We start from the raw sequence: 22,815 nt of genomic DNA, 5'->3' as shown, positions 1-22,815 counted from the left end.
GGCGGGGGCACGGGGGGTGGCGGTGAGCCGCCCTGCGACCTCTCGCTCGTCGAGGACACCGGTCATCCGAATGCGACGCGGTTCTGTGAGGGGCTCAACGCCTGCTGGGCCAACATCCCCTCTGAGGCGTATCCCGAGCCCGACACCTGGCCCGAAGAGCCTCCCAACGAGGACGCCGTCTACATCTACAAGATCTGTTACGGGCCGGACGGGAGCGAGACGGCGAACAGCGGCTGGGGCTGGTACACCCCGGACGAGCCGAGTCTCGACCAACTGGCGTGGGAGGCCTACGGGGCCCTGGCGGTGCCGGACTTCACGCTCGCCTTCAGCCCGCCCGGCCGAGCGGTGATCTTCATCGACACCTGGTGGTGGGCCGAAGGCCCCGGTGACGACGCGGTGACCGCGTCGTCCGGTTCGGTGACGGCAATCGCCGAGCCCAATCGACTTGAGGTCGATCCGGGTGACGGCAGCGGCAGCATCTCCTGTGACTGGGTGACCACGCGCTCGGACACCTGCACCCACGTCTACGAGCGCGCCAACGCGGACGGCTACCCGGCGCAGGCACGTCTCGTCTACGACGTCCGGTTCGAGAGCGGCGGTGCGGCCCTGGAGTTGGCCGGGCTTCCCGAGACTTTGGAGAGCGGCTGGCAGCAGGCTTCGGTTCCGGTTCACGAGGTGCAGACCATCGTCGAGTAGCAGTCGGTCGAGCCACTTGTGACGAGTTACGCTGCCGCGGTGACGAACCCGACGTTCTCCGCACGTGCCGCGCTGCTCCAAGTCTCGATGGCAGCGGTTCTCGTGGCCGGTTGCTCCTCCGCGACCTCTGCCGACGGCGACGCCGACAGGGGCGAACCGTCGCAGACGACGGCCGCGCGGCCGCAGCCGGAACCAGAGTCCGTCCAGGACGAGGAGGACGTCACCGAGCTCGAATCGCTGTACTTGGCCTACTACGACGCCGTGGTGGAGCTCCAGAACTCCCAGGAGACCGACCGGAGTCTGCTGGACGGGATCGCAACGGACTCCGTGCGCGAGCAGCAGCTGTCGAGGATCTCCCAGTTCAAAGATGTCGGCATCACCGGCACGGGCGAGCCGGTCATCACCGGACTGACCGTCCACGTCGATGGTGACGAAGCCACCGTGCAGGCGTGCGTCGACTCCTCCCCGTGGCTGCTTCATGACGCCGACGGCAACGCCGTGAATGTCGAGGATTCCGGTAGGGACGCCCGGCTTGTCCTCGCCGAGCGAGAGCCGGGCGGCTGGCTCATCACGGAGACCCGAGGAGCCGAGGGCGCCACGGTGTCGTGCTGAGGGCACCGTGACTCCACGATCGCCGGACCTCCCGTCTCGGTAGCCTGGCGCGGTGACGATCACCAGGATGAGGAAACGCGCCGCTGTAGGGCTCGGGTGCCTGCTCATGTTGGCGGGTGCCACCGGATGCTCTGCGGGATCTGCAGACGAGACCGGGCCCGGTTCGGCTGCGGAGAAGCGCTCGCCGGACGCCACCACCGAGGCGACCGCCGGTGTGCCGCAGTCCGACCGTGACGGTCACGGCACCGATGACGAACAGCACTTGCGCACGTTGCACGACGACTTCTGGTCCGCTCTCGTCGAGTTGGAGAACGGGGACCAGCCCGACCCTGCTCTGTTCGATGGAGTCGCCACCGACGGCGTGGCCGAGGAGGAGGTCTCCCGGGTCCGGCCCGCCCGTGCGAGCGGGCACACCCGAGAAGGGGCGCCCGAGGTCGGCGAAGCGACGATCGAGATGGACGGCGACGAGGCGCTCATCCAGGCCTGTGTCGACCCCGAGGGCTGGCTTCTCTTCCGGCACGGCGAAGCGGTGGATCTGGATACGCACGGCGCCAGCCCGTCTGTGGTCGCCGCGGAGCGGACGACGGACGGATGGCTGATCAGTGCTACGGGCCTCTACCAGCGGGCCACGATCACCTGCTGAGCGCTCGCGGGGTGCGGCCCGACGTCGCTCCGGCCGACAGCGGGGCCCGGCGACCCTACGATCGAGAGAGGCGGCGCGGCCGGAGGGACGGCCCCGGCGACGGGTTCGCCGGACGCGGGCGCGCTCTCCGGCTGCCGCAGCGGCACGCGGACGGACGTGAGGTGAGTGCGATGCCGACAGTCGTGGAGCCGGAGAAGCCCGGGGACGAGCGCGGTGCGCTGCTCGCCTACCTCGACGCGCAGCGCGGCGGTCTGCGCCGGGCGGTTTACGGGCTGAGCCAGGAGCAGGCGGTGAGCACGCCCACCCCGAGCGTGCTGTCGGTGGCGGGGCTGCTCAAGCACGTCACCGTCGGCGAACGCGGCTGGGTCGACACCATGAGCGGTCACCCGGCCGATCCCCGCGACCCCGCGACGCGCCGGAACTGGGAGGACAGCTTCGTCGTGGGCCCCGGGGACACCGTGGCGTCCCTGCTGGTGCTGTCGGACGAGGTGGGGCGCCACACCGAGGCGGTGGTGGCGGCGCTGCCGTCGCTCGACACGACCTTCGAGCAGCCTGCCGCGCCCTGGGACCGGGGCGGGACCCGTTCCTGGAGGTGGGGGCTGCTCCATCTGATCGAGGAGACCGCCCGGCATGCCGGTCACGCCGACATCATCCGGGAGGCGGTCGACGGCAAGGACGCCTTCACCCTCGTCTTCGAGACCGGAGCCGCTCCCGAACCCGACTGGTCGATGCTCCAGGAGTGACCCCGGAACCGGGCCCGTGACCCCGGCACCGGCGCCGACGGCTCGCTCAGCGCAAGGCCGGCGAGGCCGAGCGAGGCCGAGCCACTCCGAGCGAGGCCCGGCACTGCCCGGCGAGGCTCAGCGGTTGCTGCGGGCGGGGACCTTGGCGTGGCGCCCCCGGCCGCGCGTGGGGTTCTCCCGGCGGTGGGCCACCACCAGCACCACGGTCACGATCACGAAGCCCAGCACCATCAGGCCGAGCGTCTGCGGCACCGCCTCGGTGGGCGCGTGCAGGGTCCGGTCGTGCTCGTCGCCCTGCCACGGCCACAGCGCGCGCAGCGCGCCCGCCATGACTCCGGTCAGGACCACCAGCGTCATGTGGTGGTAGTTCTCCAGCAGCCACCGCAGCGACTTCACCGCGACGGCGAGGCCGATCATCATGCCCAGGCCGAAGGTGGCGATGTAGGCGATGTCACGGTCGTTCAGCGCGTCGATGGTCGGCTCGTACATGCCGAGCGCCAGCAGCAGGAACGACCCGGACAGTCCCGGCAGGATCAGTGCCGTGACGGCGATGGCGCCGGATCCGATGACCACCAGCGGGTTGTCGGCGGCGCCCGCCACCGACAGCGAGGTCAGCCAGAACGCCAGGCCGGCGAAGACGAGCGCCACGCCGTAGTTGGCACCGGTCCAGCGCCGGCCGGAGCCGCTGTAGGGAATCCAGAGCGAGGCCAGCACCAGGCCGAAGAAGAGCGCGTACGCGTACTGTGTGTGATCGGTCACCAGGGGCGCGAGCAGCCGCGCGCTGAGCAGCAGCCCCACGACCATGCCGACGATCAGAGGCACGAGCAGGCCCCAGTCGACCCGCCGGACCTCCTCCATGGTGCGGCGCCAGCCCTGCCCGGTCACGAGTACCCGCACCGCGGTCGTCAGCTGGCTCGCCGCGGCGATCAGCCGCTCGAACACGCCGATGATCAGGGCGACGGTGCCGCCACTGATGCCTGGCAGCGCCTCAGCGACGCCGATCAGGGAACCGCGGAAGCCGTTGAAAACGCGACTGTCCGAGGACTTGGCCTCCGAAGGGGCCTCCGAGGGCATGGCCATGGTCTCCACTCAGCGGTAGGCGGGGCAACCGAATGACTGCCGCGCGCGGGGTGGCCCCCCGGGCAGTACGGCTCCGCTCATCCTATGCTTCACGAGAATGGGCCCTCAGCGGGTGTTTGGGAGTTCGCGTCCTCGGAGGTCGCGGCCCTGGACGCGGTACATCGCAAGGCGGAGCGTCGCGGCTCGTGCACAGCAGGTTCCGGCCGCGGCCCGGTAGCGCGGCGAGGTGCCGCGACCGGTCGGCGACCACCCCCGGGGCGGCGCGGCACCGACACCCCGCAGGGGCGGAGACCGCGACCGGGAGAGCCGGACCGAAGGAGCAGCGAGCACGTGGCCGGGGAGCAGAAGCCGCCTGGGAAGAACACCGGGGGGCACGGAAACCGTCATACCGAAGACCGGGCCCCCGGGGACTCCCGGGGCGACCGCGCCGGCGGCGAGCCGAGGCGCACGAACGGTTCGGCAGACCGCACTGGTGAGCGTCAACCGAAAGCTGACGACCGCCGCAACGGCCACCGTGACGCCCGTGACGCCCGTGACGCGCGCGGCGACGAGCGGGGCAAGCGCGACGCCGACCGCCGTGAGGACGGCGCCGAGGGCCGCGCCGAGGACGAGGCCGAGGAGAGCGGTGAGGACCGCCACAGCGGCCACGGCAACGGCCACGGCGACAACCGGAGCAACGGTCACGGCGGCGGTGAGAGCGCCCCGGCCGACCGCGTGCGCGGCGCCTTCGGTGCCACCGACGCGGGCCGGGAACCGGACGACCTGACGACTCCCCAGCTCATGCCCGTGGTGCGTCCACCCGAGGACGAACACCACACCTCCGAGTTCGCCGTCCCCGAGGGCCTGGAGCGGCCATCCGTCGAACAGACTCAGCACAGCTCGGAGTTCTCGGTCCCGAAAGGGCTTACCACCTCCGAACAGGCGCAGCAGACCTCGGAGTTCGCCCTCCCGAAGGGGCTGACGGCCAATCTGCCGTCGGAGCCACGAAGTGAGTTCCGTTACAGCGCCGACTGGGCGACCCCGGCGCGCGGCACGCCTGCCGTGCTGCTGGCCAAGGGGCTGCCGTGGCACGACCGGATGCGGACCATGGTCCGGCTGCCGCTGTCCGAGCGACCCGCGCCGGAGCCGATCCCCGTCGCCGAGGGCGAGGAGGAGCCCACTCCGCTGCCGGTGCCCAGGGTCCTCGACCTGACGCTCCGTATCGGTGAGCTGCTGCTCGCCAGCGGGGAGGGGGCCGAGGACGTGGAGACGGCGATGTTCGCCATCACCCACGCCTACGGCCTGGACCGCTGCGAGGCGACGGTCACCTTCACGCTGATCGGTATCAGCCACCAGCCCTCGCTGGTGGAGGCGCCCGTCTCCCTCAGCCGCACCGTCCGCCGCCGCGGCACCGACTACAACCGGCTGGCGGCGGTCTTCCGCCTGGTCGACGACATCAACGGCGGCGAGATCACGCTGGAGGAGGCGTACGGCCGGCTGGCGACCATCCGCCGTAACCGTCACCCGTACACCAAGTGGCAGCTGTCCTGCGCCGCCGGTCTGCTGGCGGGCGCCGCGTCCGTCCTGGTCGGGGGCGGGTTCCTGGTATTCGGCCTCGCCGCGCTCGGCGCCATCCTCGGCGACCGCATGGCCTGGATCCTGGCCTCGCGCGGGCTGCCGGAGTTCTACCAGTTCGTCGCGGCGGCGATGGCGCCCGCGGCCATAGGGGTCACCCTGGCCGCCGTCCACCCGCAGCAGGAGGGACTGGTCCAGGCGGCGGCCGTGATCACCGGCGGGCTCTTCGCCCTGATCCCCGGACGTGCCCTGGTCGCGAGCGTGCAGGACGGCCTGACCGGCTACTACATCACCGCCGCCGCGCGACTGCTGGAAGTGCTGTTCCTGATCGCCGGCATCGTGCTCGGCGTCCTCGCCATCCTCTACATCGGCGAGGTCTCCGGGGTGAACCTGAACCCGGAGACGGTGGCGCCGCTGACCCGGCCCGCCGTCCAGCTGATGGCGGCGATGCTGCTGGCGCTGTCGTTCTGCGTGATGCTCCAGCAGGACAAGGGAACCGTGCTGATCGCCACCCTCAACGGCGGCGTGGCCTGGCTGATCGCCGCCTCCATGCGGGACACCGCCGACCTGTCGGCGTTCGCCGCGACGCTGGTCGCCGCCGGGCTCGTCGGGCTCTTCGGCCAGTTGCTGGCCCGCTACCGGCTGACCTCGTCGCTGCCGTACGTCACGGCGGCGATCGGGCCGCTGCTGCCCGGCAGCGCGGTGTACTTCGGCCTGCTGGGCCTGGCTCAGGGCGACATCTCCACCGGCGGGCAGCAGCTGCTGCGCGCCGCGAGCCTGGCGCTGGCCATCGCCATCGGAGTGAACCTCGGCAACGAGATCGCCCGGCTGTTCATCGGCACTCCCGGCGTCGCGACACCGTTCGGCCGCCGCGGCGCCAAGCGCACCCGAGGTTTCTGACCCGGCCGCGCTCGCCACCGGCGGTCCGCCGCCGCGCACACAGCGGTCCGCCCCGGCCGGAGAACCGGCCGGGGCGGACCACCACCACGCTCAGCGCGTGAACGGCTCAGTGCGCGAACGGCTCGACGCGCGAACAGCGCAGCGCGCGGGGCTCAGTGCGATTCGCCGGAGTCGGCGAGACGCTTGTAGGACCGCTCGATCTCGGCCTCCGCCTCGGTGCGGCCGACCCAGTCGGCACCCTCGACGGACTTGCCGGGCTCCAGGTCCTTGTAGACCTCGAAGAAGTGCTGGATCTCCAGCCGGTCGAACTCGCTGACGTGGTGGATGTCCCGCAGGTGCTCCATGCGCGGGTCCGAGGACGGGACGCACAGCAGCTTGTCGTCGCCGCCGGCCTCGTCCGTCATCCGGAACATGCCGATCGCACGGCAGCGGATCAGGCAGCCGGGGAAGGTCGGCTCGTCGAGCAGCACCAGCGCGTCCAGCGGGTCGCCGTCCTCGCCCAGGGTGTTGTCGACGAACCCGTAGTCGGCGGGGTACACGGTCGAGGTGAACAGATGACGGTCGAGACGGATCTTGCCGGTCTCGTGGTCCACCTCGTACTTGTTCCGCGAACCCTTCGGGATCTCGATGGTGACGTCGAACTCCACGGGGAGGCTCCTTAGGCTTCTGTGCAGGCGATCAGGTGGTTAAGTGTCCCCCACGCAAGGGTGTGCGTGCGAAAGGGGCTGGTGGAGAGGTGCACATTCCGGCACGGGGGACGACGGCTCTGCGCCGCCACCGGGACACCTGGCGGCTGACGGCGGTGGCCGCCGTCGCCGGCCTGATGGCAGCCGCGGGCACCGTCGCCCTGGCAGGCCCCTGGGACTCGGGACAGCGTACGGGGGAACGCGGCGCCGCGGCAGCCGATCTGCTGCCCGGCACCGAGGAGCTGCCCGGCGATCTCGAACCCGGCGACGGCCTGGCGGGCGCCGAGGCGCCGCCCGGCGGCGAGGCGGCACCGGGCGGCGGTCCCGGGCGGGCGCCCAGCGCCGACGCCGTCCTGACCCCGATCCACGAAGCTGCCCACGCGGGGGCCCGCGACCCGTCCTCGCTGGCCGGAGTGCTGCGCCCGCTGCTCACCGACGCCGGCCTCGGCAAGCGTCCGGGCGCGGTCGTGGTGGACGTCGCCACCGGCGAGGAGCTGTACGGGCAGCGCGCGGACGCGGCGCTGCCGCCCGCCTCCACCGTCAAGCTGGTCACGGCCACCGCCGCGCTGCACGCCTTCGGCGCCGACCACCGCCTCGTCACCCGCGTCGTCCTCGACGCCGACCGCGGCCGTGTCGTCCTGGTCGGTGGCGGCGACACCACCCTGACCGCCGCCGACCTCACCGAACTCGCGGCACGCACCGCCCGAGCCCTGGACCGCCGCTCGGTCCGGGAGGTCTCCGTCGGCTACGACACCGGGACGTTCAGCGGCCCCGAGGGCCGTCACCCCATCGGCGTCAACGACAACATCGCCCCGCTCAGCTCGCTCGTCCTCAACGCCGGGCGGCTCGACGACTCCACCCGCGGCCCCGCCCCCCGCGCCGAGGACCCGGCCGCGGACGCCGCCGCGCACTTCGCCCGCGAACTGGCCGCCGCCGGCGTCGCCGTCGACGGCGACCCGGAGCGTGCCGCCGCGCCCAACGGCGCCGAGCGCCTCGCCAACCACCTCTCCGAGCCGCTCTCCGACCTGGTCGAGCGGATACTGACCGACAGCGACAACGACCTCGCCGAGTCACTCGCCCGCCATGTCGCCGTCGACGCGGGGGAGGAGCCGACCCTGGAAGGCGCCGCCGCCGCGCTCACCGCGCAGCTCACCGAGCTGGGCATCGACGTCGAAGGGGTCCGCCTCGCCGACGGCAGCGGCCTCGACCGGGCCGGCCGCCTCACCCCGCGGACCCTCACCGGCGTGCTGGCCGCCGCGGCCGACCCCGACCGGCCCGAGCTGCGCCCCGTCCTCACCGGCCTGCCGATCGCCGGTTTCACCGGCACCCTCACCTCCCGCTACCCGGAGGGCGGCGGCGGCCTGGTCCGCGCCAAGACCGGCACCCTCACCGGTGTCAACGCCCTCGCGGGGACGGTCGTACACCAGGACGGCCGAGTGCTGGCCTTCGCTTTCCTCGCCGGTGACACCGCGGCGCCGGCCGACGCCGAGGCGGCGCTCGACCGCGCCGCCGCCGCGCTCACCGGCGCCGGCCCGTTCACACCGGAGCCGTAGCGGGCCGCGGGCGGGCGGCCCCCGGCAGGGCCCGCGTTCCCTATCCGCACCGCGCGGGGCCACGTACGGTGGGGAGCATGACGCGATTCGGTGGTGCTGAGCTGGTCGACTGGAATCTCGCCGTGTCCACCGCGGCCCGGATGACCCGCCCGGGCCCGGAGGTGAGCCGGGACGAGGCCCGCGCCGTCGTCGGCGAGCTCCGCCGCCACGCCCGCGCCTCCGAGGAGCACGTCCGCGGCTACACCGGCCTACACAGCGCGGGCGCCGACACCCCCGTGCTGGTCGTGGACCGTCCCGGCTGGGTGCGCGCCAACGCCGCCGGCTTCCAGGTGCTGATGAACCCGCTCGCCGAGAAGCTCGCCGAACGCCGCTCGTCCCTGCCCGGCGGGGCCGCCTTCTCCGCCGTGGGCGCCAAGGTCACCGGCGTCCAGGTCGGCATGCTGCTGTCCTTCCTCTCCTCCCGGGTGCTCGGCCAGTACGAGACCTTCGCCCCCGCCACGCCCGGTCTGCCCGGCGGCGCCAAGGGCGGCGGCCGGCTGCTGCTGGTCGCGCCCAACATCGTCCACGTCGAGCGCGAGCTGGACGTCCGGCCGCACGACTTCCGGCTCTGGGTCTGCCTGCACGAGGAGACCCACCGCACCCAGTTCACGGCCGTCCCCTGGCTCCGTGACCACATGGAGAGCGAGATCCAGGCGTTCCTCGCCGAGTCCGACATCGACCCGGCGACCTTCGTCGACCGGCTGCGGCAGGCCGCCCAGTCCCTCACCGGCAGGCCGGGCGAGGGCGACACCGCGACGGACCCGGCGCCTCCCGCCGCCCAGGACGCGGACGGCCCCGGCGCGACCCCGGGCGGCGCCGCGCGGCCCGGCTCCGCCGACGGCTCCCTCGTCGACCTCGTCCAGACGCCCCGTCAGCGGGAGATCCTGGAACGGCTCACCGCCGTGATGTCCCTGCTGGAGGGCCACGCCGACTACGTGATGGACGGCGTCGGCCCGCAGGTCGTGCCGACCGTCGCCGAGATCCGGGAGAAGTTCACCCAGCGCCGCCAGGCCGGGGCCGGCCGCCTCGACCGCGTGCTGCGCCGGCTCCTCGGCATGGACGCCAAGCTCCGTCAGTACCGCGACGGCGAGCGTTTCGTCCGGGCCGTCGTCGACCAGGCGGGGATGGCGGGCTTCAACAAGGTGTGGACCTCGCCCAACACGCTGCCCACCAAGGACGAGATCGCCAAACCCGAGGAGTGGGTCGCACGGGTGCGTCCGGGCGGCTCGACGTCATGAGACGCGCTCCGCAGTCACCCGTATGAGGGACCGTAGGGCCAAGAGTGGGCGTGCGATGCTCGGGGAACTGCCCTCCTCTGTCACGCTGTACACACTCAGCGTGACTTGGCTCCCCCCGAGGAAGTGATCAGGACATGGGTCCCCATCCAGCGGTCGCGGCAATACGCCTGGCGGTTCGCCGCACCCTGCAAGACCTCCTGCGCCCCGCCGCCGGTTCCCCGCACCTCGCGGTGCTCCCGGCCGCGGTCCCGCACCCGTCCCAGCGGCCCTCCCCGCACTCCTCCTCCGCGCACCCGCCGCCGCAGGCCGGGAGCGCCGGGGCCGAGGTGCCCGCGGCCCGTGACCACCGCCGGGCGCCCCTCGTCCTCGCCGCCTGCTCCGGCGGCGCCGACTCCACCGCCCTCGCCGCCGCCCTGGCCTTCGAGGCGCCCCGGCTCGGCCTGCGAGCCGGCGTCGTCACCGTCGACCACGGCCTCCAGCCCGGCTCCGCCGAGCGCGCCCGCGAGGTGGCCGACCGGCTCGCCGCCCTCGGCCTCGACCCGGTGGAAGTCGCCACCGTGACGGTCGGCCGCGACGGCGGCCCCGAGGCGGCCGCCCGCACCGCCCGCTACGCCGCGCTCGACGCCGCCGCCGAACACCACGGCGCCGTCGCCGTCCTCCTCGGCCACACCCGCGACGACCAGGCCGAGACCGTCCTGCTCGGCCTGGCCCGCGGCTCCGGCACCCGTTCCCTGGCCGGCATGTCCGCCGTCTCCTCCGGCGCCTCCGGAGACCGGGCGGCCACCGGCCGGTACCTGCGGCCCTTCCTCACCGTCGACCGCGCCACCGCCCGCCGCGCCTGCGACGAGCAGCGACTCCCCGTCTGGGACGACCCGCACAACGCCGACCCGGCCTACACCCGCTCCCGCATCCGCCACGAGGCGCTGCCCGCGCTGGAGAAGGCGCTCGGCCGGGGCATCGCCGACGCCCTGGCCCGCACCGCGCAACTCGCCCGGGACGACGCCGACGCCCTCGACTCTTGGGCGCAGCAGGCCGAACGGATGGCCACCCGCCCCGACGGCACCCTCGACATCGCCGCGCTGCACGCCCTGCCGCCGGCCGTCCGGCGGCGGGTGCTGCGCCGTGCCGCCATCGCTGCCGGTGCCCCCGCCGGTTCGCTGTTCGCCCGCCACATCGAGGAGACCGACCGGCTGATCACCGCCTGGCACGGGCAGCGGCCACTGAATCTGCCGGGCCGTGTCGAGGCCCGGAGGCAGGGTGGCAGACTGGTGCTGGAGCAGGCCGGCCACCGGTGACGGATGGCGGTGAGCCGCCGGTGGACGCCGGTGGACCGCCGCCGGACGTCAGCGTCGGACCCGGCCCGTGGGCCAGCCGCCGGGGACAACGGCGGGCCGGGCAGGACCAGCAGAGAGTGGCGAGGGTGCTAGAGAAGGATCTGGGCGACGACCTTGAGTCGGTGCTCATCACCAAGGAAGAGATCGACGCCAAGCTCGTGGAGCTGGCCCACAAGATCGACGCGGAGTACGCGGGACGGGACGTGCTCCTCGTCGGGGTCCTCAAGGGCGCCGTCATGGTGATGGCCGACCTCGCCCGCGCCCTGTCCTCCCCCGTGACGATGGACTGGATGGCCGTCTCCTCCTACGGCGCGGGCACCCAGTCCTCCGGAGTGGTCCGCATCCTCAAGGACCTCGACACCGACATCAAGGGCAAGCACGTCCTGATCGTCGAGGACATCATCGACTCCGGGCTCACCCTCTCCTGGCTGCTGTCGAACCTCGGCTCGCGCGAGCCGGCGTCGCTGGACATCGTGACGCTGCTGCGCAAGCCGGAGGCGGCCAAGGTCGACATCGACGTGAAGTGGGTCGGCTTCGACATCCCCAGCGAGTTCGTGGTCGGCTACGGCCTGGACTACGGCGAGCGGTACCGCAACCTGCCGTTCGTCGGCACGCTGGCGCCGCACGTGTACGGCGGCACCGCGGACTGACCGCCGCGGCCGGTCCCCGCGCCCCGGGCCTCCGCCGCGCCCGGAGGGGCGGGCGGCCGGGGCCCGGGGACGGGCCGGACGGGCGCCGGTGACGCGCCCGGGCTCCGGCCCGGACGGGGTAGTCGCCGGATGTGGCCGGACGTGTTCGGCACCACCCCGGAGAGCCCATCGGAACCAGTGGCTCCGCTGCTCCGTTGGGGGAGGTAGGAAGGGCCGACAAGGCGATGTCGGGCGGCCGGTTCCCGGTCCCGAAGAGCGCCGGACACCGCCCCCGGTGTACCGTCGCGAGACATCAACCAGTTGTCAGCTTGTTCCAGCGCCGGGCGCGCGCCGGCGGAGAGTGGACACCGTACGCACAGCGGATCCCGTCCGGGGGCTGTGCCTCGATGTGGCAGGAGGGACGGGGCTGCGCAGCCCCGTGTGGAGAGACGTGAAGCGCTACTTCCGTGGGCCAGTCATGTGGATCGTGCTGGCGGTACTCGCAGTGATCCTGCTGATGAACGTGTTCCGTTCCTCCGAGGGCTACAAGACGGTCGACACCGGCGAGGTCATCCAGGCCATCCAGCAGAACCACGTCCGCGCCGCCGAGCTCACCACCGGCGACGAACAGCGGATCAAGGTCGAGCTGAAGGACGGCCAGGAGATCGAGGACTCCGACAAGGTCCAGGCCAGCTACGTCGACGAGCAGGGCGCGGAACTCGCCGACATCCTCCAGTCGAAGTACCAGTCCGAGGACGACCTGCTGCCCGACGGCTACACGGTCAGCCCCAAGTCGCAGAATCCGTTCGTCGGGATGCTGCTGACCATCGTGCCGTTCCTGCTGATCATCATCGTGTTCCTCTTCCTGATGAACCAGATGCAGGGCGGCGGCTCGCGGGTGATGAACTTCGGCAAGTCCAAGGCGAAGCTCATCTCCAAGGACACCCCGAAGACCACCTTCGCCGACGTCGCCGGGTCCGACGAGGCCGTCGAGGAACTCCACGAGATCAAGGAGTTCCTCCAGGAGCCCGGCAAGTTCCAGGCCGTCGGCGCCAAGATCCCCAAGGGCGTGCTGCTGTACGGCCCGCCCGGCACCGGTAAGACGCTGCTGGCCCGTGCCGTCGCAGGCGAGGCCGGCGTCCCGTTCTACTCCATCTCCGGTTCCGACTTCGTCGAGATGTTCGTCGGCGTCGGCGCCTCCCGGGTCCGTGACCTCTTCGAGCAGGCCAAGGCCAACGCGCCCGCCATCGTCTTCGTCGACGAGATCGACGCCGTCGGCCGCCACCGCGGCGCCGGCATGGGCGGCGGGCACGACGAGCGCGAGCAGACCCTGAACCAGCTGCTGGTCGAGATGGACGGCTTCGACGTCAAGGGCGGCGTCATCCTGATCGCAGCCACCAACCGTCCCGACATCCTCGACCCGGCGCTGCTGCGCCCGGGCCGCTTCGACCGGCAGATCGCCGTCGACCGTCCGGACCTCGCCGGCCGCCTGGAGATCCTGAAGGTCCACCAGAAGGGCAAGCCGGTCGCGCCCGACGTCGACCTGACCGCTGTCGCCCGCCGCACCCCCGGCTTCACCGGTGCCGACCTCAACAACGTGCTGAACGAGGCCGCCCTGCTGGCGGCGCGCGGCAACGCCAAGCTGATCGACAACCATTTCCTGGACGAGGCGATCGACCGCGTCGTGGCCGGACCGCAGCGCCGCACCCGGCTGATGAGCGACAAGGAGAAGCTGACCACCGCGTACCACGAGGGCGGTCACGCCCTGGTCGCGGCGGCCTCCCCGAGCAGCGACCCCGTCCACAAGGTGACGATCCTGCCGCGCGGCCGGGCCCTCGGCTACACCATGGTGCTGCCGGAGGAGGACAAGTACAGCCAGTCCCGCAACGAGATGCTGGACCAGCTGGCCTACATGATGGGCGGCCGCGCCGCCGAGGAACTGGTCTTCCACGACCCGACCACCGGCGCCGGCAACGACATCGAGAAGGCCACCTCGACCGCGCGCGCCATGGTCACCCAGTACGGCATGACCGAGCGGCTGGGCGCCATCAAGTTCGGTTCGGACTCCTCCGAACCGTTCCTCGGCAAGGAGATGGGACACCAGCGCGACTACTCCGAGGAGGTCGCCGGGCTTGTGGACGAGGAGGTCAAGAAACTGATCGAGACCGCCCACAACGAAGCCTGGGAGATCCTGGTGGAGAACCGCGACGTACTGGACGATCTGGTACTCGCGCTCCTGGAGAAGGAAACCCTGAACAAGGACGAGCTGGCGGAGATCTTCCGGCCGATCGTCAAGCGTCCGGCCCGCCCGGCCTGGACCGGCTCCACGCGCCGCACGCCCTCCAGCCGCCCCCCGGTCGCCATGCCGGTCAAGGACGAGCTCGGCCCGGCGACGCCCGGCGGTCTGTCGCTGGACAAGAACGGCTCCGCCGGCCCGCCGCCGGCCGACGCGCCGACCAACGGCGCCGGGAGCGCCGGAAACGGTGACGACGGCGGCGACACTCCGTCGGCGACCGGCGAGGGCGGCGCGACCGGCCCCGGTGGGGCTCCCGACGAGAACCGCCGCCCCGGCCAGGACGGCGACAACGGCTGACCGGCTTGGACCGAGCAGGACCGGCCTCGGTGGGGCCGGGACACGACGCCAGCGGCGCGTGTCCCGGCCCCACCGGCTTATGCGGGTCGGCCGGCGGGCCAGGTCCGGCCCGGTCCCGTCCGGTCCGTCCGGCCCCTGGCCCGGAATGTCCGGCGCGGCGGTCAGCGTCTAGGCTGATGACGCGCACGCGTGTACGACGGAACCGCGTGTACGAGGGAACGAGGAACGCATGACTGACCCGGTGACGCTGACAGGCGAGGGCACCCCCCGTGAGTTCGACGAGAAGCGCGCCGAGAACGCCGTCCGCGAGCTGCTGATCGCCGTCGGCGAGGACCCGGACCGCGAAGGGCTCCGTGAGACCCCCGCGCGCGTCGCCCGGGCCTACCGCGAGATCTTCGCCGGGCTGCGGCAGCAGCCCGAGGACGTGCTGACGACCACCTTCGACCTCGGGCACGACGAGATGGTGCTGGTGAAGGACATCGAGGTGATGTCGTCCTGCGAACACCACCTCGTGCCGTTCGTCGGCGTCGCCCACGTCGGCTACATCCCCGCCGCCAGCGGCAAGATCACCGGCCTGTCCAAGCTGGCCCGGCTGGTGGATGTCTTCGCCCGCCGCCCGCAGGTGCAGGAGCGGCTGACGACGCAGATCGCCGACTCGCTGATGCGCATCCTGGAGCCGCGCGGAGTGATCGTGGTCATCGAGTGCGAGCACATGTGCATGACGATGCGCGGCGTCCGCAAGCCGGGTGCCAAGACCACCACCTCCGCCGTGCGCGGCCAGCTCCGCGACTCCGCCACCCGCGCCGAGGCCATGGGCCTCATCCTCGCCCGCTGACCTCCCCGGATCGTTCGGGGGCCACGGAGCCTCCTGTGCCGCTGGCTCCGCTGTCGTGCCGCTGTGAGTTCCGGAAGAACGTGTCCCGGTCCGGGCGTTCGGTGCGGTGGGCTCAGCCGCGGGGGTGGGTGAGGGACGCCGACGGGCCGGTGGGGCTGCCGTGCCCGCCCGGTGCGCCGGGCTCCGTGTCGTCGTCGCCGGCGGTGCCGAAGTAGTCGAAGCCGCCGCGGTTCGGCGGCACCCAGTGGGTCGGCGGGCGCTGCGGCTGCGGCTGCGGCTGCGGCTGCTGCTGGGGCGGGGGCGGGGAGGCGACGGCAGCCGCGGCCTCCTGGGCCTGTCGCCGCTGGCGGTCGGCGTTGCGCGCGAGGTTGCGCAGCGCGTCGAACGCCTGAAGGTAGGTCAGGGAGGTCGGGCTGCCGGAGGCGGTGCGGTGGTCGGTGGCGCCGGACGGCAGAGCGCGGGCGGGGCGGCCGGCTTCGAGAGCGATGCGGCGGCGGCCTTCGAGGGCGTTGGCGCGGCCGTTCTCGGCCAGCGCGTACCGGCGCAGGAGTTCGGCGTGCTCGCCGCGGAGCCGGGCGAGGTCGATGCGCTTGCCCTGGAGCCGGTGTTCGAGGGCGGTGGCGCGGTCCGTGGCCTCTTCGAGCTGGTCGCGGAGTGCGTCGGTCTCCACCGACCCGGCGGCGCGGGCGGCGCGTTCGCGGGCGACCCGTCCCTCGGCGGCGCTCTCCCGCTGTCGCATCAGCACGGCGCCCGCGACCCCGGCTCCGGCGGTGGCCACGATCAGCAGGGCCGGGACCAGCCCGAGTCCGTCGGCGGTGAGCAGTGCGGCCCCGGCGGTGAGCACCGCGCAGCCTCCGACGCCGGCCGGTATCAGCAGCCGCCGCGGCGGGATGTATCGATGACGTCCGCGTGCCATGTCGGAAACCTACCGTGATGCGGTGGCGTACGGGAGGGCGTAGTTGAATTGTTGCCCGCTTCGGCCGGTACCGGTCACCGCCGGGTGCGGATGCGCCGTCCGGGGCGACGGGCGTACGCCGCCCGGCGGATGACGGGCGGCGTACGCGGAGGCGGTCGGCGCACGCGCGGCACGGGGTGCGGTGCGTGCGCCGAACGCGCCGTCAGCCGTCAGCCGTCAGCCGTGAGCCGTCGGCCGTCAGCCGTCGATGAGGCCCTTGTCGACCAGGTAGTCCCGGGCGGCGTCGGCGGCGCGGACCCGCTCGGCGTCCACCTGGCGGTTCAGCTCCACGAGGTCCTCGGTGGTCAGGGTCGCGGTGAGCTTGTTGAGCACCTCCGCGATCTCGTCGTCGCCGGCGCTGTCGGCGTTGACGACGGGCAGGATGTTGTCGGCCTGCTGGAGGTTCTGGTCGTCGTCCAGCAGCACCAGCCCGAAGTCGGGGAGGGTGCCGTCGGTCGTGGTGACCAGCGCCAGTTCGTTGGTGCCGTTCTGCACGGACTGCTTGGTCTGCGCGGTGCCGACGCCCTTGGGGTCGACCTCGGTGATGTCGATGCCGTAGACGTCCTCCAGGCCGGGCTGGCAGAACGGCCGCTCGACGCAGTCCTCGCCGGCCGCGAGCGTGACGGGCAGACCGGACTCGCCGAGGTCGGTGAGGGTGGAGAGGCCGTGCTCGTCGGCGAACTCCTCGGAGACGGCGAAGGCGTTCTGGTTGACGGCGTCGCCCACGTCGAGGACCTTCAGGCCCCGGGGCTCGGCCAGTTCCACGAGGGCGTCGCGGGTCTCGTCCGCGTCGCTGGAGGCGACGGCCTCGGCGTCCGGGCCGTTCTCGTCGCGGTTGAGGAACTCGGTCATCGTGGCCAGGTACTCCGGCACGATGTCGATCTCGCCGCTCTCCAGCGCCGGCTCGTACAGCTCGCGGCCGCGCACCGTGGTGATGGAGGTGTCGTACCCGGCGTCGGCCAGGATCTGCGCGTAGAGCTCGGCGGTGATGGTGGCCTCGGTGAAGTCGGCACTGCCGACGATCAGGCTGCCGCGGTCGCCGTCGCCGTCGCCCGAGCCGGTCTCGGAGCCCGTGTCGGAGCCGGGGTCCGACTCCTCCAGGCTGTCCCCGCCGCAGGCGGTCAGGGCGAGGGCGAGGGTCACGGCCGCTGCGGCGGTGGCGAACGGGGCGCGGCGGATGGTGGTGCGAGTGGATTTCACGGTCTGCGTGTCCATTCCTCGGGGTGACGCCGGCAGCGGTGTCTGGTGTACGGGTACTCGGTCCGGACGGTACTGAGCGGCTGCGAACCGGGTGTGTACCGGATGTGAAGCCGGTCGCGGGTGCCGGGCCGGGCATTCCGGGCGGCCGCCCGGAAGCGGCTACCCAGGACAGCCGGTCCGATGCGTGACCGGACGGACGGATGTACGGAACGCGAACGGGCGGCCGATCCTGGTTCAGACGGAGTCGGCGGTGGCGCGGGCCGGCGCCCGGGGAGCCTCGCCGCCCTCGCCCTCGCTCTTGGTGCCGCTGGTGCCGCCGCCGGGCGTCAGCAGCCGCTGGGCGAGCACCAGCACGCCTTCGACGATCAGCGCCAGCACCGCCACCAGCACGGCTCCGGCCACCACCTGGGCGGTGTTCTGGTTGGCGAAACCGGCGGTGATGATCCGGCCCAGTCCGCCGCCGCCGACGAGGGCGGCGAGGGTGGCGGTGGCCACCACCTGAACGGTCGCGGTCCGGATGCCGGTCATGATCAGAGGGAAGGCGAGGGGCAGTTCGATGCGCAGCATCAGCTGGCGCGTCGACATGCCCATGCCCCGGGCCGCCTCGACCACGTCCGGGTCGGACTCGGAGACGCCGACGTAGGCGTTGGTGAGCAGCGGCGGCAGGGCGAAGAGGACCAGGGCGATCACGGTGGGGGTGGTGACACCGCCCTCGCCGAGCGGGGTGAGCATCAGCACCACCAGCACCGCGAAGGTCGGGACCGCGCGTCCGGCGTTGGTGATGTTGACGGCGACCGCGCTGCCGATGCGCCGGCGGCGACCGTCCCCGCCGGAGCGGACCGGGGTGTGACCCAGCCACATCGCCAGCGGCAGCATCAGCGCGCAGGCGATGACCATGCTGACGCCGGTCAGCCACAGGTGCTCGGCGAGCCGGTTCCAGATGCCGCCGGCGCCTGACCAGTGGTCGGCGGTGGTCAGCCAGCTCCAGGCGTCCACGAAGGAGTTCACGGCTGGCTGGCCTCCTGCTGGGCGCCGGGCGCCCCTACCGGGGTGGGTCGGGTGGTCGTGGGGTGGGCGGCCGCCGCGCGGTGCGGGTCGGCCGGGCCGTCGCCGGGGCCGCCGTCGGGGCCGGTTCCGTCACCGTCGGAGCCCTCGCCGCCGCCCTCGCCGCCGCCCTCGCCGCGGCCCTTGGCGCCGCGGCGTCTGGGGCTGCCGCCGTCCCGGGCGCGCGCCCACGGGGTCAGGGCCCGCTGGAGCGTCAGCAGCAGCACGTCGGCGATGACCGCGAGCACCACGCACAGCACCGAGGCGGTGAGCACCTGCGCCTTGAACAGGCTGTCCATGCCGCTGTAGATGAGGTTGCCGAGCCCGCCGTGGCCGACGATGGCGCCGACCGTGGTCAGTGACACGGCCGAGACGGTGGCGATCCGTACCCCCGCCATCAGCGCGGGCAGTGCCAGCGGCAGCTCCACCTGGAACAGCAGCCGGCCCGGCCCGTACCCCATGCCGCGCGCCGCCTCGCGGACGTCCTCGGAGACGCCGTCCAGCCCCGCCAGCATGTTGCGGACCAGCACGGTCAGCGAGTACAGGACCAGTCCGCACACCACGACCGAGGCCGAGATGCCGAACAGCGGCAGCAGCAGCGCGTACATCGCGAGGGTCGGGATCGTGTAGACGACGGTCGTCAGCGTCAGGACCGTTCCCGAGGCGCGGCGGTAGCGCCGGGCGAAGAGCGCCAGCGGGAACGCCAGCAGCACCGCTATGACCACGGAGGTTCCCGTGATCGCCAGGTGTTGGAGGGTGGCGTCGATCAGCTCGTCACGCCGGGTCCGCAGGTACTCCCCGCAGATCCATTCGTTTGCCGTCAGGCAATTGCTGGCACTCACCCGGAGAACCCTAAGCGGGACGACTCGCGAAAATGAAGATTGTACGTTCGCGAGTGTGGGGGAAGATGAGCCACATGCTTCGCTTCGAACAGGTCACCAAGCGCTACCCCGACGGCACGCTCGCCGTCGACGATCTGTCGCTGGAGGTGGCCGAGGGGGAGCTGGTGACCCTGGTCGGGCCGTCCGGGTGCGGCAAGACGACGACCATGAAACTGGTCAACCGGCTGGAGGAGCCCACCTCCGGCCGCATCCTCCTGGACGGCGAGGACATCGCCGACATCCACCCGGTCGCCCTGCGCCGGCGCATCGGCTACGTCATCCAGCAGGGCGGACTCTTCCCGCACCGCACCGTGCTGGACAACACCGCGACCGTCCTCCAGCTGCTGGAGTGGAAGAAGCCCGCCGCGCGGAAACGGGCCGCGGAGATGCTGGACCTGGTCGGGCTCGACCCCTCCGTCTACGGCTCCCGGTACCCCGGCCAGCTCTCCGGCGGCCAGCGGCAGCGCGTCGGCGTGGCGCGCGCCCTCGCCGCCGACCCGCCGGTGCTGCTGATGGACGAGCCGTTCGGCGCGGTCGACCCCGTCGTCCGCGACCACCTGCAGAACGAGTTCCTCCGGCTCCAGGCCGAGGTCCGCAAGACGGTCCTGTTCGTCACCCACGACATCGAGGAGGCGGTGCGGCTCGGTGACCGCATCGCCGTCTTCGGGCAGGGCCGCATCGAGCAGTTCGACCCGCCGACGACGGTGCTCGGAGCCCCGGCCAACGACTACGTGGCCGGCTTCGTCGGCGCCGACCGGGGCCTGAAGCGGCTGTCGGTGACGCTGGTCGAGGAGTCAGACCTGGAGCAGCCGCCGCTGGTCGACCTCACCGACGACATGGCCGGAGCGGCGGCGCGGATGCGCGAGAACGGCGCGCGCTGGGCCGTCGTCCTGGACGGCTCCGGCTCACTGCACGGCTGGGTGCCGCTGCCCGCCGCGGAGCAGCGGCAGACGGGCTCGGTCGCGGACCACGCCCGCCGGATGGAGGCGTGGCTGCCGCTGGGCTCGTCCCTCAAGCAGGCGTTCGGGATGATGCTCCAGTACGACGCCGGGTGGATCGCCGTCCTCGACGGCGACCGCTTCATGGGTGTACTGACCCCGGCCAGGCTGCACGAGGCGCTGCGGCGGTCGATCGACGCGGACGCGCAGGACCTCCAGCGGGCCGAGGTGCGACTGGAGACGCTGCCCAGCGGCCCGGCCTGAGCCGTTCGCGGCGTTCCGTGCGTGGGTCGGGCGGCGTGCCGTGGCGGCGACGCGTGCGGTCGTGTCGACGCGTGCGGTCGCGGCGATGCGTGCGGTCACGTCGACGCGTGCCGTGGTGCTCAGGCCGGTGAGCCGAGCGGTCCCTCGCCGTCCTCGCGGAGCCGGCAGATTCGCTCCAGCCAGATCGCCACGCCGCAGACGGCGGCGCCGGCCAGCACCGCGATCCCCGCGTAGACGGCCTGGTCACGGCGGTTCGCGACGTCCAGGTACTCCTGCACCAGGAAGATCCCGGCTCCGCCGTAGATCCCGGCGACCACCGCCGACACCAGGGCGCTCGCCTGGCCGAGGACCACCGCGCGCGCGGCCATCATCGGCTCCACCGGCCGGGCGCCGGGCCGTCGTTCCCGGATCGCCTTCAGCCGAGACCGCAGCGTCAGCGCCGTGCCCAGCAGGATCGCGGCGATCATTCCGAGCGCGACCGGGGCGAGCAGCGGCACCGCGGGGAGGGTGCCGCGGGAGTCCCACAGTCCGGCTCCCGCCCAGGCGATCGCCCCCGAGGCGGCGAAAAGCCCCAGCAACGTGCCGATCCGCAGGTGTGTCACCGCGTCCGCCCCTCCCGCGCCCGCCCGGCTGTCGCGCCGCGTGTTCCGGCGCCGCCGTCTCCGTCGCTCACTGTCTGCCGTCCACCGTCTGTCCCACGCCGTCTCACCGGCGCCGTCGGTCCCGCCGTCTGTCCCGCGCCGTCCCCGGGGGCCGGTGGGTCGGCGCCGCCGGGGTGCGTCACGGCTGTGCGGCGGGTGCCCTGCGGTTCTCCCGCCCGGCACCCGCCGCCGCGCTTCCCGCCACCCGTCAGAGCGGCACGACCAGTTCCAGGTCGCCGCGGAGCTGGACACCCTGGTCGCCCACGGCCGGCAGCAGGTCCACGATCCGCCCCCGGCCCGGGTACTCGGCCTCGGGCTCCACATCGTGCCACGGCACCAGGACGAAGGCGCGCTCGTGGGCACGCGGGTGGGGCAGGGTGAGCCCCGGGTCGGTGGAGACCACGCCCTGGTAGGAGACGATGTCGACGTCGATGGTGCGTGGGCCCCAACGCAGTTCGCGGACCCGCTCGTACGCCTCCTCCACCGCCTGTGCCCGTTCCAGCAGCGACGAGGGCGGCAGGGTGGTGCGGACGATCACCACGGCGTTGAAGTAGGTGCCCTGGGTGTCCTCGCTGACGCCCCACGGCTGCGTCTCGTAGACGGGCGAGACCGCCTTGACGCGCAGCCCCGGGGTGTCGGCCAGGGCGTCCACGGCTCCCTGGAGCGTCTCCAGGCGGTTGCCGAGGTTGCTCCCGATGGACAGCACGGCCACGTGCGGGTTGTGCAGCGTCGCGTCGGCGGCGTCCACCTGCTGCACCACCGCGGACGGCACCGGCTGCACGGTCGGGTCGGGCGAGGAAGAAGCGGCGTTGTCGCTGCTCGTCATGGTCTGCTCCGCAGAATGGTGATGGTCACATCGTCAAAGGGAACGGTGATCGGGGCCTGCGGCTTGTGGACCGTCACCTCGACCTCGAGGACCGCCTCGTGCGTGAGGCACCGCGCGGCGATCCGCTCGGCGAGCGTCTCGATCAGCGCGAAGGGCTCGCCGGACACGATGCCCGACACCTCCTCGGCGACGACGCCGTAGTGCACGGTGCGGCCCAGGTCGTCCTCGGCCGCGGCGGGACGGGTGTCCACGCCGAGCCGCACATCGACGACGAAGGTCTGGCCCAGGGCCCGCTCCTCGGGGAGCGCGCCGTGGAAGCCGCGGGCTCGCAGGCCCCGCAGGGTGATGTGGTCCATCGCCCTCAACTCCCTTCCGTTCGGCGCCGATACCCCTTCAGGGCCCGGCAGTCGGCGAGCTGCGGTCCGGCCGGTCCCGCATGGCCGTGCCGCCCGGACGCGGGTGGCACGGCGGCCCCTCGGGCCGTGATCGCGCCGCCCCGCGGGCGGGGTGCCCGCGTGCCGCGCCGCGACGGGTGGTGGGCCCGCCGGTCACGGTGCGTCCAGCCCCACGAATCTACCTGCGTACGCCGCCATCTCCTGCGGGCGGGTACCGGACCCCGAGGCGGGGATGTCGCGGCCTTTACCCACCGAGGGGCGCGTTACGCGTGCGGGGGCCGGGACCGGCCACCAACGGGTGAGCGAGCGGGCTCGAACCCGGCCTGGCGCACTCCCCGGGAGCGGGCGGTGCGGCGCGCCACCTGCTCCGGGCGCACGCGCCGCCATCGGGAGCGCGTCAGTGGCGGCGGTGCCCGCCGGCGCGGACCCGCCCGTCGCCACCGGCGGCGGACGGTGACCCGGACGGCGCAACGGGACGTCCGGAGCCGGGAGCGGGCCGGGCCGGGGACCGGCGCGTCCCGGAGGGCGGGCGGGGC

The 22,815-nt window shown here is 73.0% G+C and carries 21 protein-coding genes; 12 read left to right on the top strand and 9 right to left on the bottom strand.

The window, feature by feature from the left end; genetic code table 11:
- The 4 genes from E0D90_RS26535 to E0D90_RS08615 form a co-directional block, all read left to right on the top strand.
- A partial coding sequence (locus E0D90_RS26535) for a hypothetical protein (protein WP_157996839.1) occupies positions 1-696 on the top strand: 696 nt, incomplete at its 5' end.
- Positions 697-735: 39 nt separating this feature from the next.
- Positions 736-1,308 carry a hypothetical protein gene (locus tag E0D90_RS08625; protein ID WP_130797234.1) on the top strand — a complete coding sequence of 191 codons (573 nt, stop codon included), beginning with the start codon at positions 736-738 and terminating at the stop codon, positions 1,306-1,308.
- A 52-nt stretch (positions 1,309-1,360) separates the two neighbouring features.
- The gene (locus E0D90_RS08620; protein WP_130797233.1) at positions 1,361-1,951 is read left to right on the top strand and encodes a hypothetical protein; all 591 of its coding nucleotides are present in this window, start codon (positions 1,361-1,363) and stop codon (positions 1,949-1,951) included.
- Positions 1,952-2,121: 170 nt separating this feature from the next.
- Positions 2,122-2,694 carry a DinB family protein gene (locus tag E0D90_RS08615; RefSeq protein ID WP_174856166.1) on the top strand — a complete coding sequence of 191 codons (573 nt, stop codon included), beginning with the start codon at positions 2,122-2,124 and terminating at the stop codon, positions 2,692-2,694.
- 117 nt (positions 2,695-2,811) lie between these two features.
- On the opposite strand, the gene E0D90_RS08610 is transcribed toward E0D90_RS08615, so the two are convergent.
- Positions 2,812-3,774 carry a DUF368 domain-containing protein gene (locus E0D90_RS08610; RefSeq protein WP_227870083.1) on the bottom strand — a complete coding sequence of 321 codons (963 nt, stop codon included), beginning with the start codon at positions 3,772-3,774 and terminating at the stop codon, positions 2,812-2,814.
- 780 nt (positions 3,775-4,554) lie between these two features.
- Between E0D90_RS08610 and E0D90_RS08605 the strand changes: the two genes are divergently transcribed.
- Positions 4,555-6,228, top strand: coding sequence for a threonine/serine exporter family protein (locus E0D90_RS08605; protein WP_103501290.1), 1,674 nt, complete (start codon positions 4,555-4,557; stop codon positions 6,226-6,228).
- 152 nt (positions 6,229-6,380) lie between these two features.
- On the opposite strand, the gene E0D90_RS08600 is transcribed toward E0D90_RS08605, so the two are convergent.
- Positions 6,381-6,875 carry an inorganic diphosphatase gene (locus tag E0D90_RS08600; RefSeq protein WP_103501264.1) on the bottom strand — a complete coding sequence of 165 codons (495 nt, stop codon included), beginning with the start codon at positions 6,873-6,875 and terminating at the stop codon, positions 6,381-6,383.
- An 89-nt stretch (positions 6,876-6,964) separates the two neighbouring features.
- Here E0D90_RS08600 and dacB point away from each other — a divergent pair, with 89 nt between their 5' ends.
- The 6 genes from dacB (at position 6,965) to folE (ending at position 15,135) form a co-directional block, all read left to right on the top strand.
- A complete protein-coding gene (gene dacB / locus E0D90_RS08595; protein ID WP_227870082.1) occupies positions 6,965-8,467 on the top strand; it encodes a D-alanyl-D-alanine carboxypeptidase/D-alanyl-D-alanine endopeptidase in 1,503 nt (500 codons plus the stop codon).
- A 77-nt stretch (positions 8,468-8,544) separates the two neighbouring features.
- Positions 8,545-9,744: a zinc-dependent metalloprotease gene (locus E0D90_RS08590; RefSeq protein WP_130797231.1), complete on the top strand. Its 1,200-nt coding sequence runs from the start codon at positions 8,545-8,547 to the stop codon at positions 9,742-9,744.
- 134 nt (positions 9,745-9,878) lie between these two features.
- Positions 9,879-11,039, top strand: a complete 1,161-nt coding sequence (tilS, locus tag E0D90_RS08585; RefSeq protein ID WP_130797230.1) for a tRNA lysidine(34) synthetase TilS — start codon at positions 9,879-9,881, stop codon at positions 11,037-11,039.
- Positions 11,040-11,164: 125 nt separating this feature from the next.
- Positions 11,165-11,728, top strand: coding sequence for a hypoxanthine phosphoribosyltransferase (gene hpt, locus E0D90_RS08580; protein WP_103500150.1), 564 nt, complete (start codon positions 11,165-11,167; stop codon positions 11,726-11,728).
- A gap of 457 nt (positions 11,729-12,185) precedes the next feature.
- Positions 12,186-14,300 carry an ATP-dependent zinc metalloprotease FtsH gene (gene ftsH, locus E0D90_RS08575; protein ID WP_103502570.1) on the top strand — a complete coding sequence of 705 codons (2,115 nt, stop codon included), beginning with the start codon at positions 12,186-12,188 and terminating at the stop codon, positions 14,298-14,300.
- Positions 14,301-14,529: 229 nt separating this feature from the next.
- The gene (gene folE, locus E0D90_RS08570; RefSeq protein WP_103502571.1) at positions 14,530-15,135 is read left to right on the top strand and encodes a GTP cyclohydrolase I FolE; all 606 of its coding nucleotides are present in this window, start codon (positions 14,530-14,532) and stop codon (positions 15,133-15,135) included.
- Between the two features lie 112 nt (positions 15,136-15,247).
- Here folE and E0D90_RS08565 read toward each other — a convergent pair whose 3' ends face one another.
- The 4 genes from E0D90_RS08565 to E0D90_RS08550 form a co-directional block, all read right to left on the bottom strand.
- Positions 15,248-16,051 carry a hypothetical protein gene (locus E0D90_RS08565; protein ID WP_130797229.1) on the bottom strand — a complete coding sequence of 268 codons (804 nt, stop codon included), beginning with the start codon at positions 16,049-16,051 and terminating at the stop codon, positions 15,248-15,250.
- Positions 16,052-16,288: 237 nt separating this feature from the next.
- Complete coding sequence (locus E0D90_RS08560) at positions 16,289-17,305, bottom strand: ABC transporter substrate-binding protein (protein ID WP_103502573.1); 1,017 nt, start codon at positions 17,303-17,305, stop codon at positions 16,289-16,291.
- 219 nt (positions 17,306-17,524) lie between these two features.
- Positions 17,525-18,298 (bottom strand): ABC transporter permease, encoded by a 774-nt coding sequence (locus E0D90_RS08555; protein WP_130797228.1) that lies wholly within the window; start codon positions 18,296-18,298, stop codon positions 17,525-17,527.
- Complete coding sequence (locus E0D90_RS08550) at positions 18,295-19,176, bottom strand: ABC transporter permease (protein WP_130797227.1); 882 nt, start codon at positions 19,174-19,176, stop codon at positions 18,295-18,297. Before E0D90_RS08550 ends, E0D90_RS08555 begins: the two co-directional genes overlap by 4 nt.
- Positions 19,177-19,250: 74 nt before the next feature.
- On the opposite strand from E0D90_RS08550, the gene E0D90_RS08545 reads away from it, so the two are divergent.
- Positions 19,251-20,417, top strand: a complete 1,167-nt coding sequence (locus tag E0D90_RS08545; RefSeq protein WP_130797235.1) for an ABC transporter ATP-binding protein — start codon at positions 19,251-19,253, stop codon at positions 20,415-20,417.
- 119 nt (positions 20,418-20,536) lie between these two features.
- Here the strand turns inward: E0D90_RS08545 and E0D90_RS08540 are convergent, their stop codons facing one another.
- The 3 genes from E0D90_RS08540 to folB all read right to left on the bottom strand — a co-directional run bounded on the left by E0D90_RS08540 (position 20,537) and on the right by folB (position 22,240).
- Entirely contained in the window at positions 20,537-21,019 is a 483-nt protein-coding gene (locus E0D90_RS08540; RefSeq protein ID WP_130797226.1) for a DUF3180 domain-containing protein, read from the bottom strand.
- Between the two features lie 247 nt (positions 21,020-21,266).
- Positions 21,267-21,884, bottom strand: a complete 618-nt coding sequence (gene folK / locus E0D90_RS08535) for a 2-amino-4-hydroxy-6-hydroxymethyldihydropteridine diphosphokinase (RefSeq protein WP_103500408.1) — start codon at positions 21,882-21,884, stop codon at positions 21,267-21,269.
- The gene (gene folB, locus E0D90_RS08530; RefSeq protein WP_103500409.1) at positions 21,881-22,240 is read right to left on the bottom strand and encodes a dihydroneopterin aldolase; all 360 of its coding nucleotides are present in this window, start codon (positions 22,238-22,240) and stop codon (positions 21,881-21,883) included. Before folB ends, folK begins: the two co-directional genes overlap by 4 nt.
- Positions 22,241-22,815: the final 575 nt, after the last annotated feature.

The organism is Streptomyces otsuchiensis, from assembly GCF_004305975.1.
Lineage (GTDB): Bacteria > Actinomycetota > Actinomycetes > Streptomycetales > Streptomycetaceae > Streptomyces > Streptomyces otsuchiensis.
The sequence above is the reverse complement of the archived record's forward strand: the minus strand, read 5'-3'. Positions and strand labels throughout refer to the sequence as shown.

What these genes read in the sequence shown, in the direction of transcription:
- E0D90_RS08615 (WP_174856166.1), top strand. Translation starts at nt 2,122, where the DNA reads ATGCCGACAGTCGTGGAGCCGGAGAAGCCCGGGGACGAGCGCGGTGCG.
- E0D90_RS08610 (WP_227870083.1), bottom strand. Translation starts at nt 3,774, where the DNA reads ATGGCCATGCCCTCGGAGGCCCCTTCGGAGGCCAAGTCCTCGGACAGT.
- E0D90_RS08605 (WP_103501290.1), top strand. Translation starts at nt 4,555, where the DNA reads ATGCCCGTGGTGCGTCCACCCGAGGACGAACACCACACCTCCGAGTTC.
- E0D90_RS08590 (WP_130797231.1), top strand. Translation starts at nt 8,545, where the DNA reads ATGACGCGATTCGGTGGTGCTGAGCTGGTCGACTGGAATCTCGCCGTG.
- tilS (WP_130797230.1), top strand. Translation starts at nt 9,879, where the DNA reads ATGGGTCCCCATCCAGCGGTCGCGGCAATACGCCTGGCGGTTCGCCGC.
- ftsH (WP_103502570.1), top strand. Translation starts at nt 12,186, where the DNA reads ATGTGGATCGTGCTGGCGGTACTCGCAGTGATCCTGCTGATGAACGTG.
- folE (WP_103502571.1), top strand. Translation starts at nt 14,530, where the DNA reads ATGACTGACCCGGTGACGCTGACAGGCGAGGGCACCCCCCGTGAGTTC.
- E0D90_RS08565 (WP_130797229.1), bottom strand. Translation starts at nt 16,051, where the DNA reads ATGGCACGCGGACGTCATCGATACATCCCGCCGCGGCGGCTGCTGATA.
- E0D90_RS08560 (WP_103502573.1), bottom strand. Translation starts at nt 17,305, where the DNA reads ATGGACACGCAGACCGTGAAATCCACTCGCACCACCATCCGCCGCGCC.
- E0D90_RS08545 (WP_130797235.1), top strand. Translation starts at nt 19,251, where the DNA reads ATGCTTCGCTTCGAACAGGTCACCAAGCGCTACCCCGACGGCACGCTC.
- folK (WP_103500408.1), bottom strand. Translation starts at nt 21,884, where the DNA reads ATGACGAGCAGCGACAACGCCGCTTCTTCCTCGCCCGACCCGACCGTG.
- folB (WP_103500409.1), bottom strand. Translation starts at nt 22,240, where the DNA reads ATGGACCACATCACCCTGCGGGGCCTGCGAGCCCGCGGCTTCCACGGC.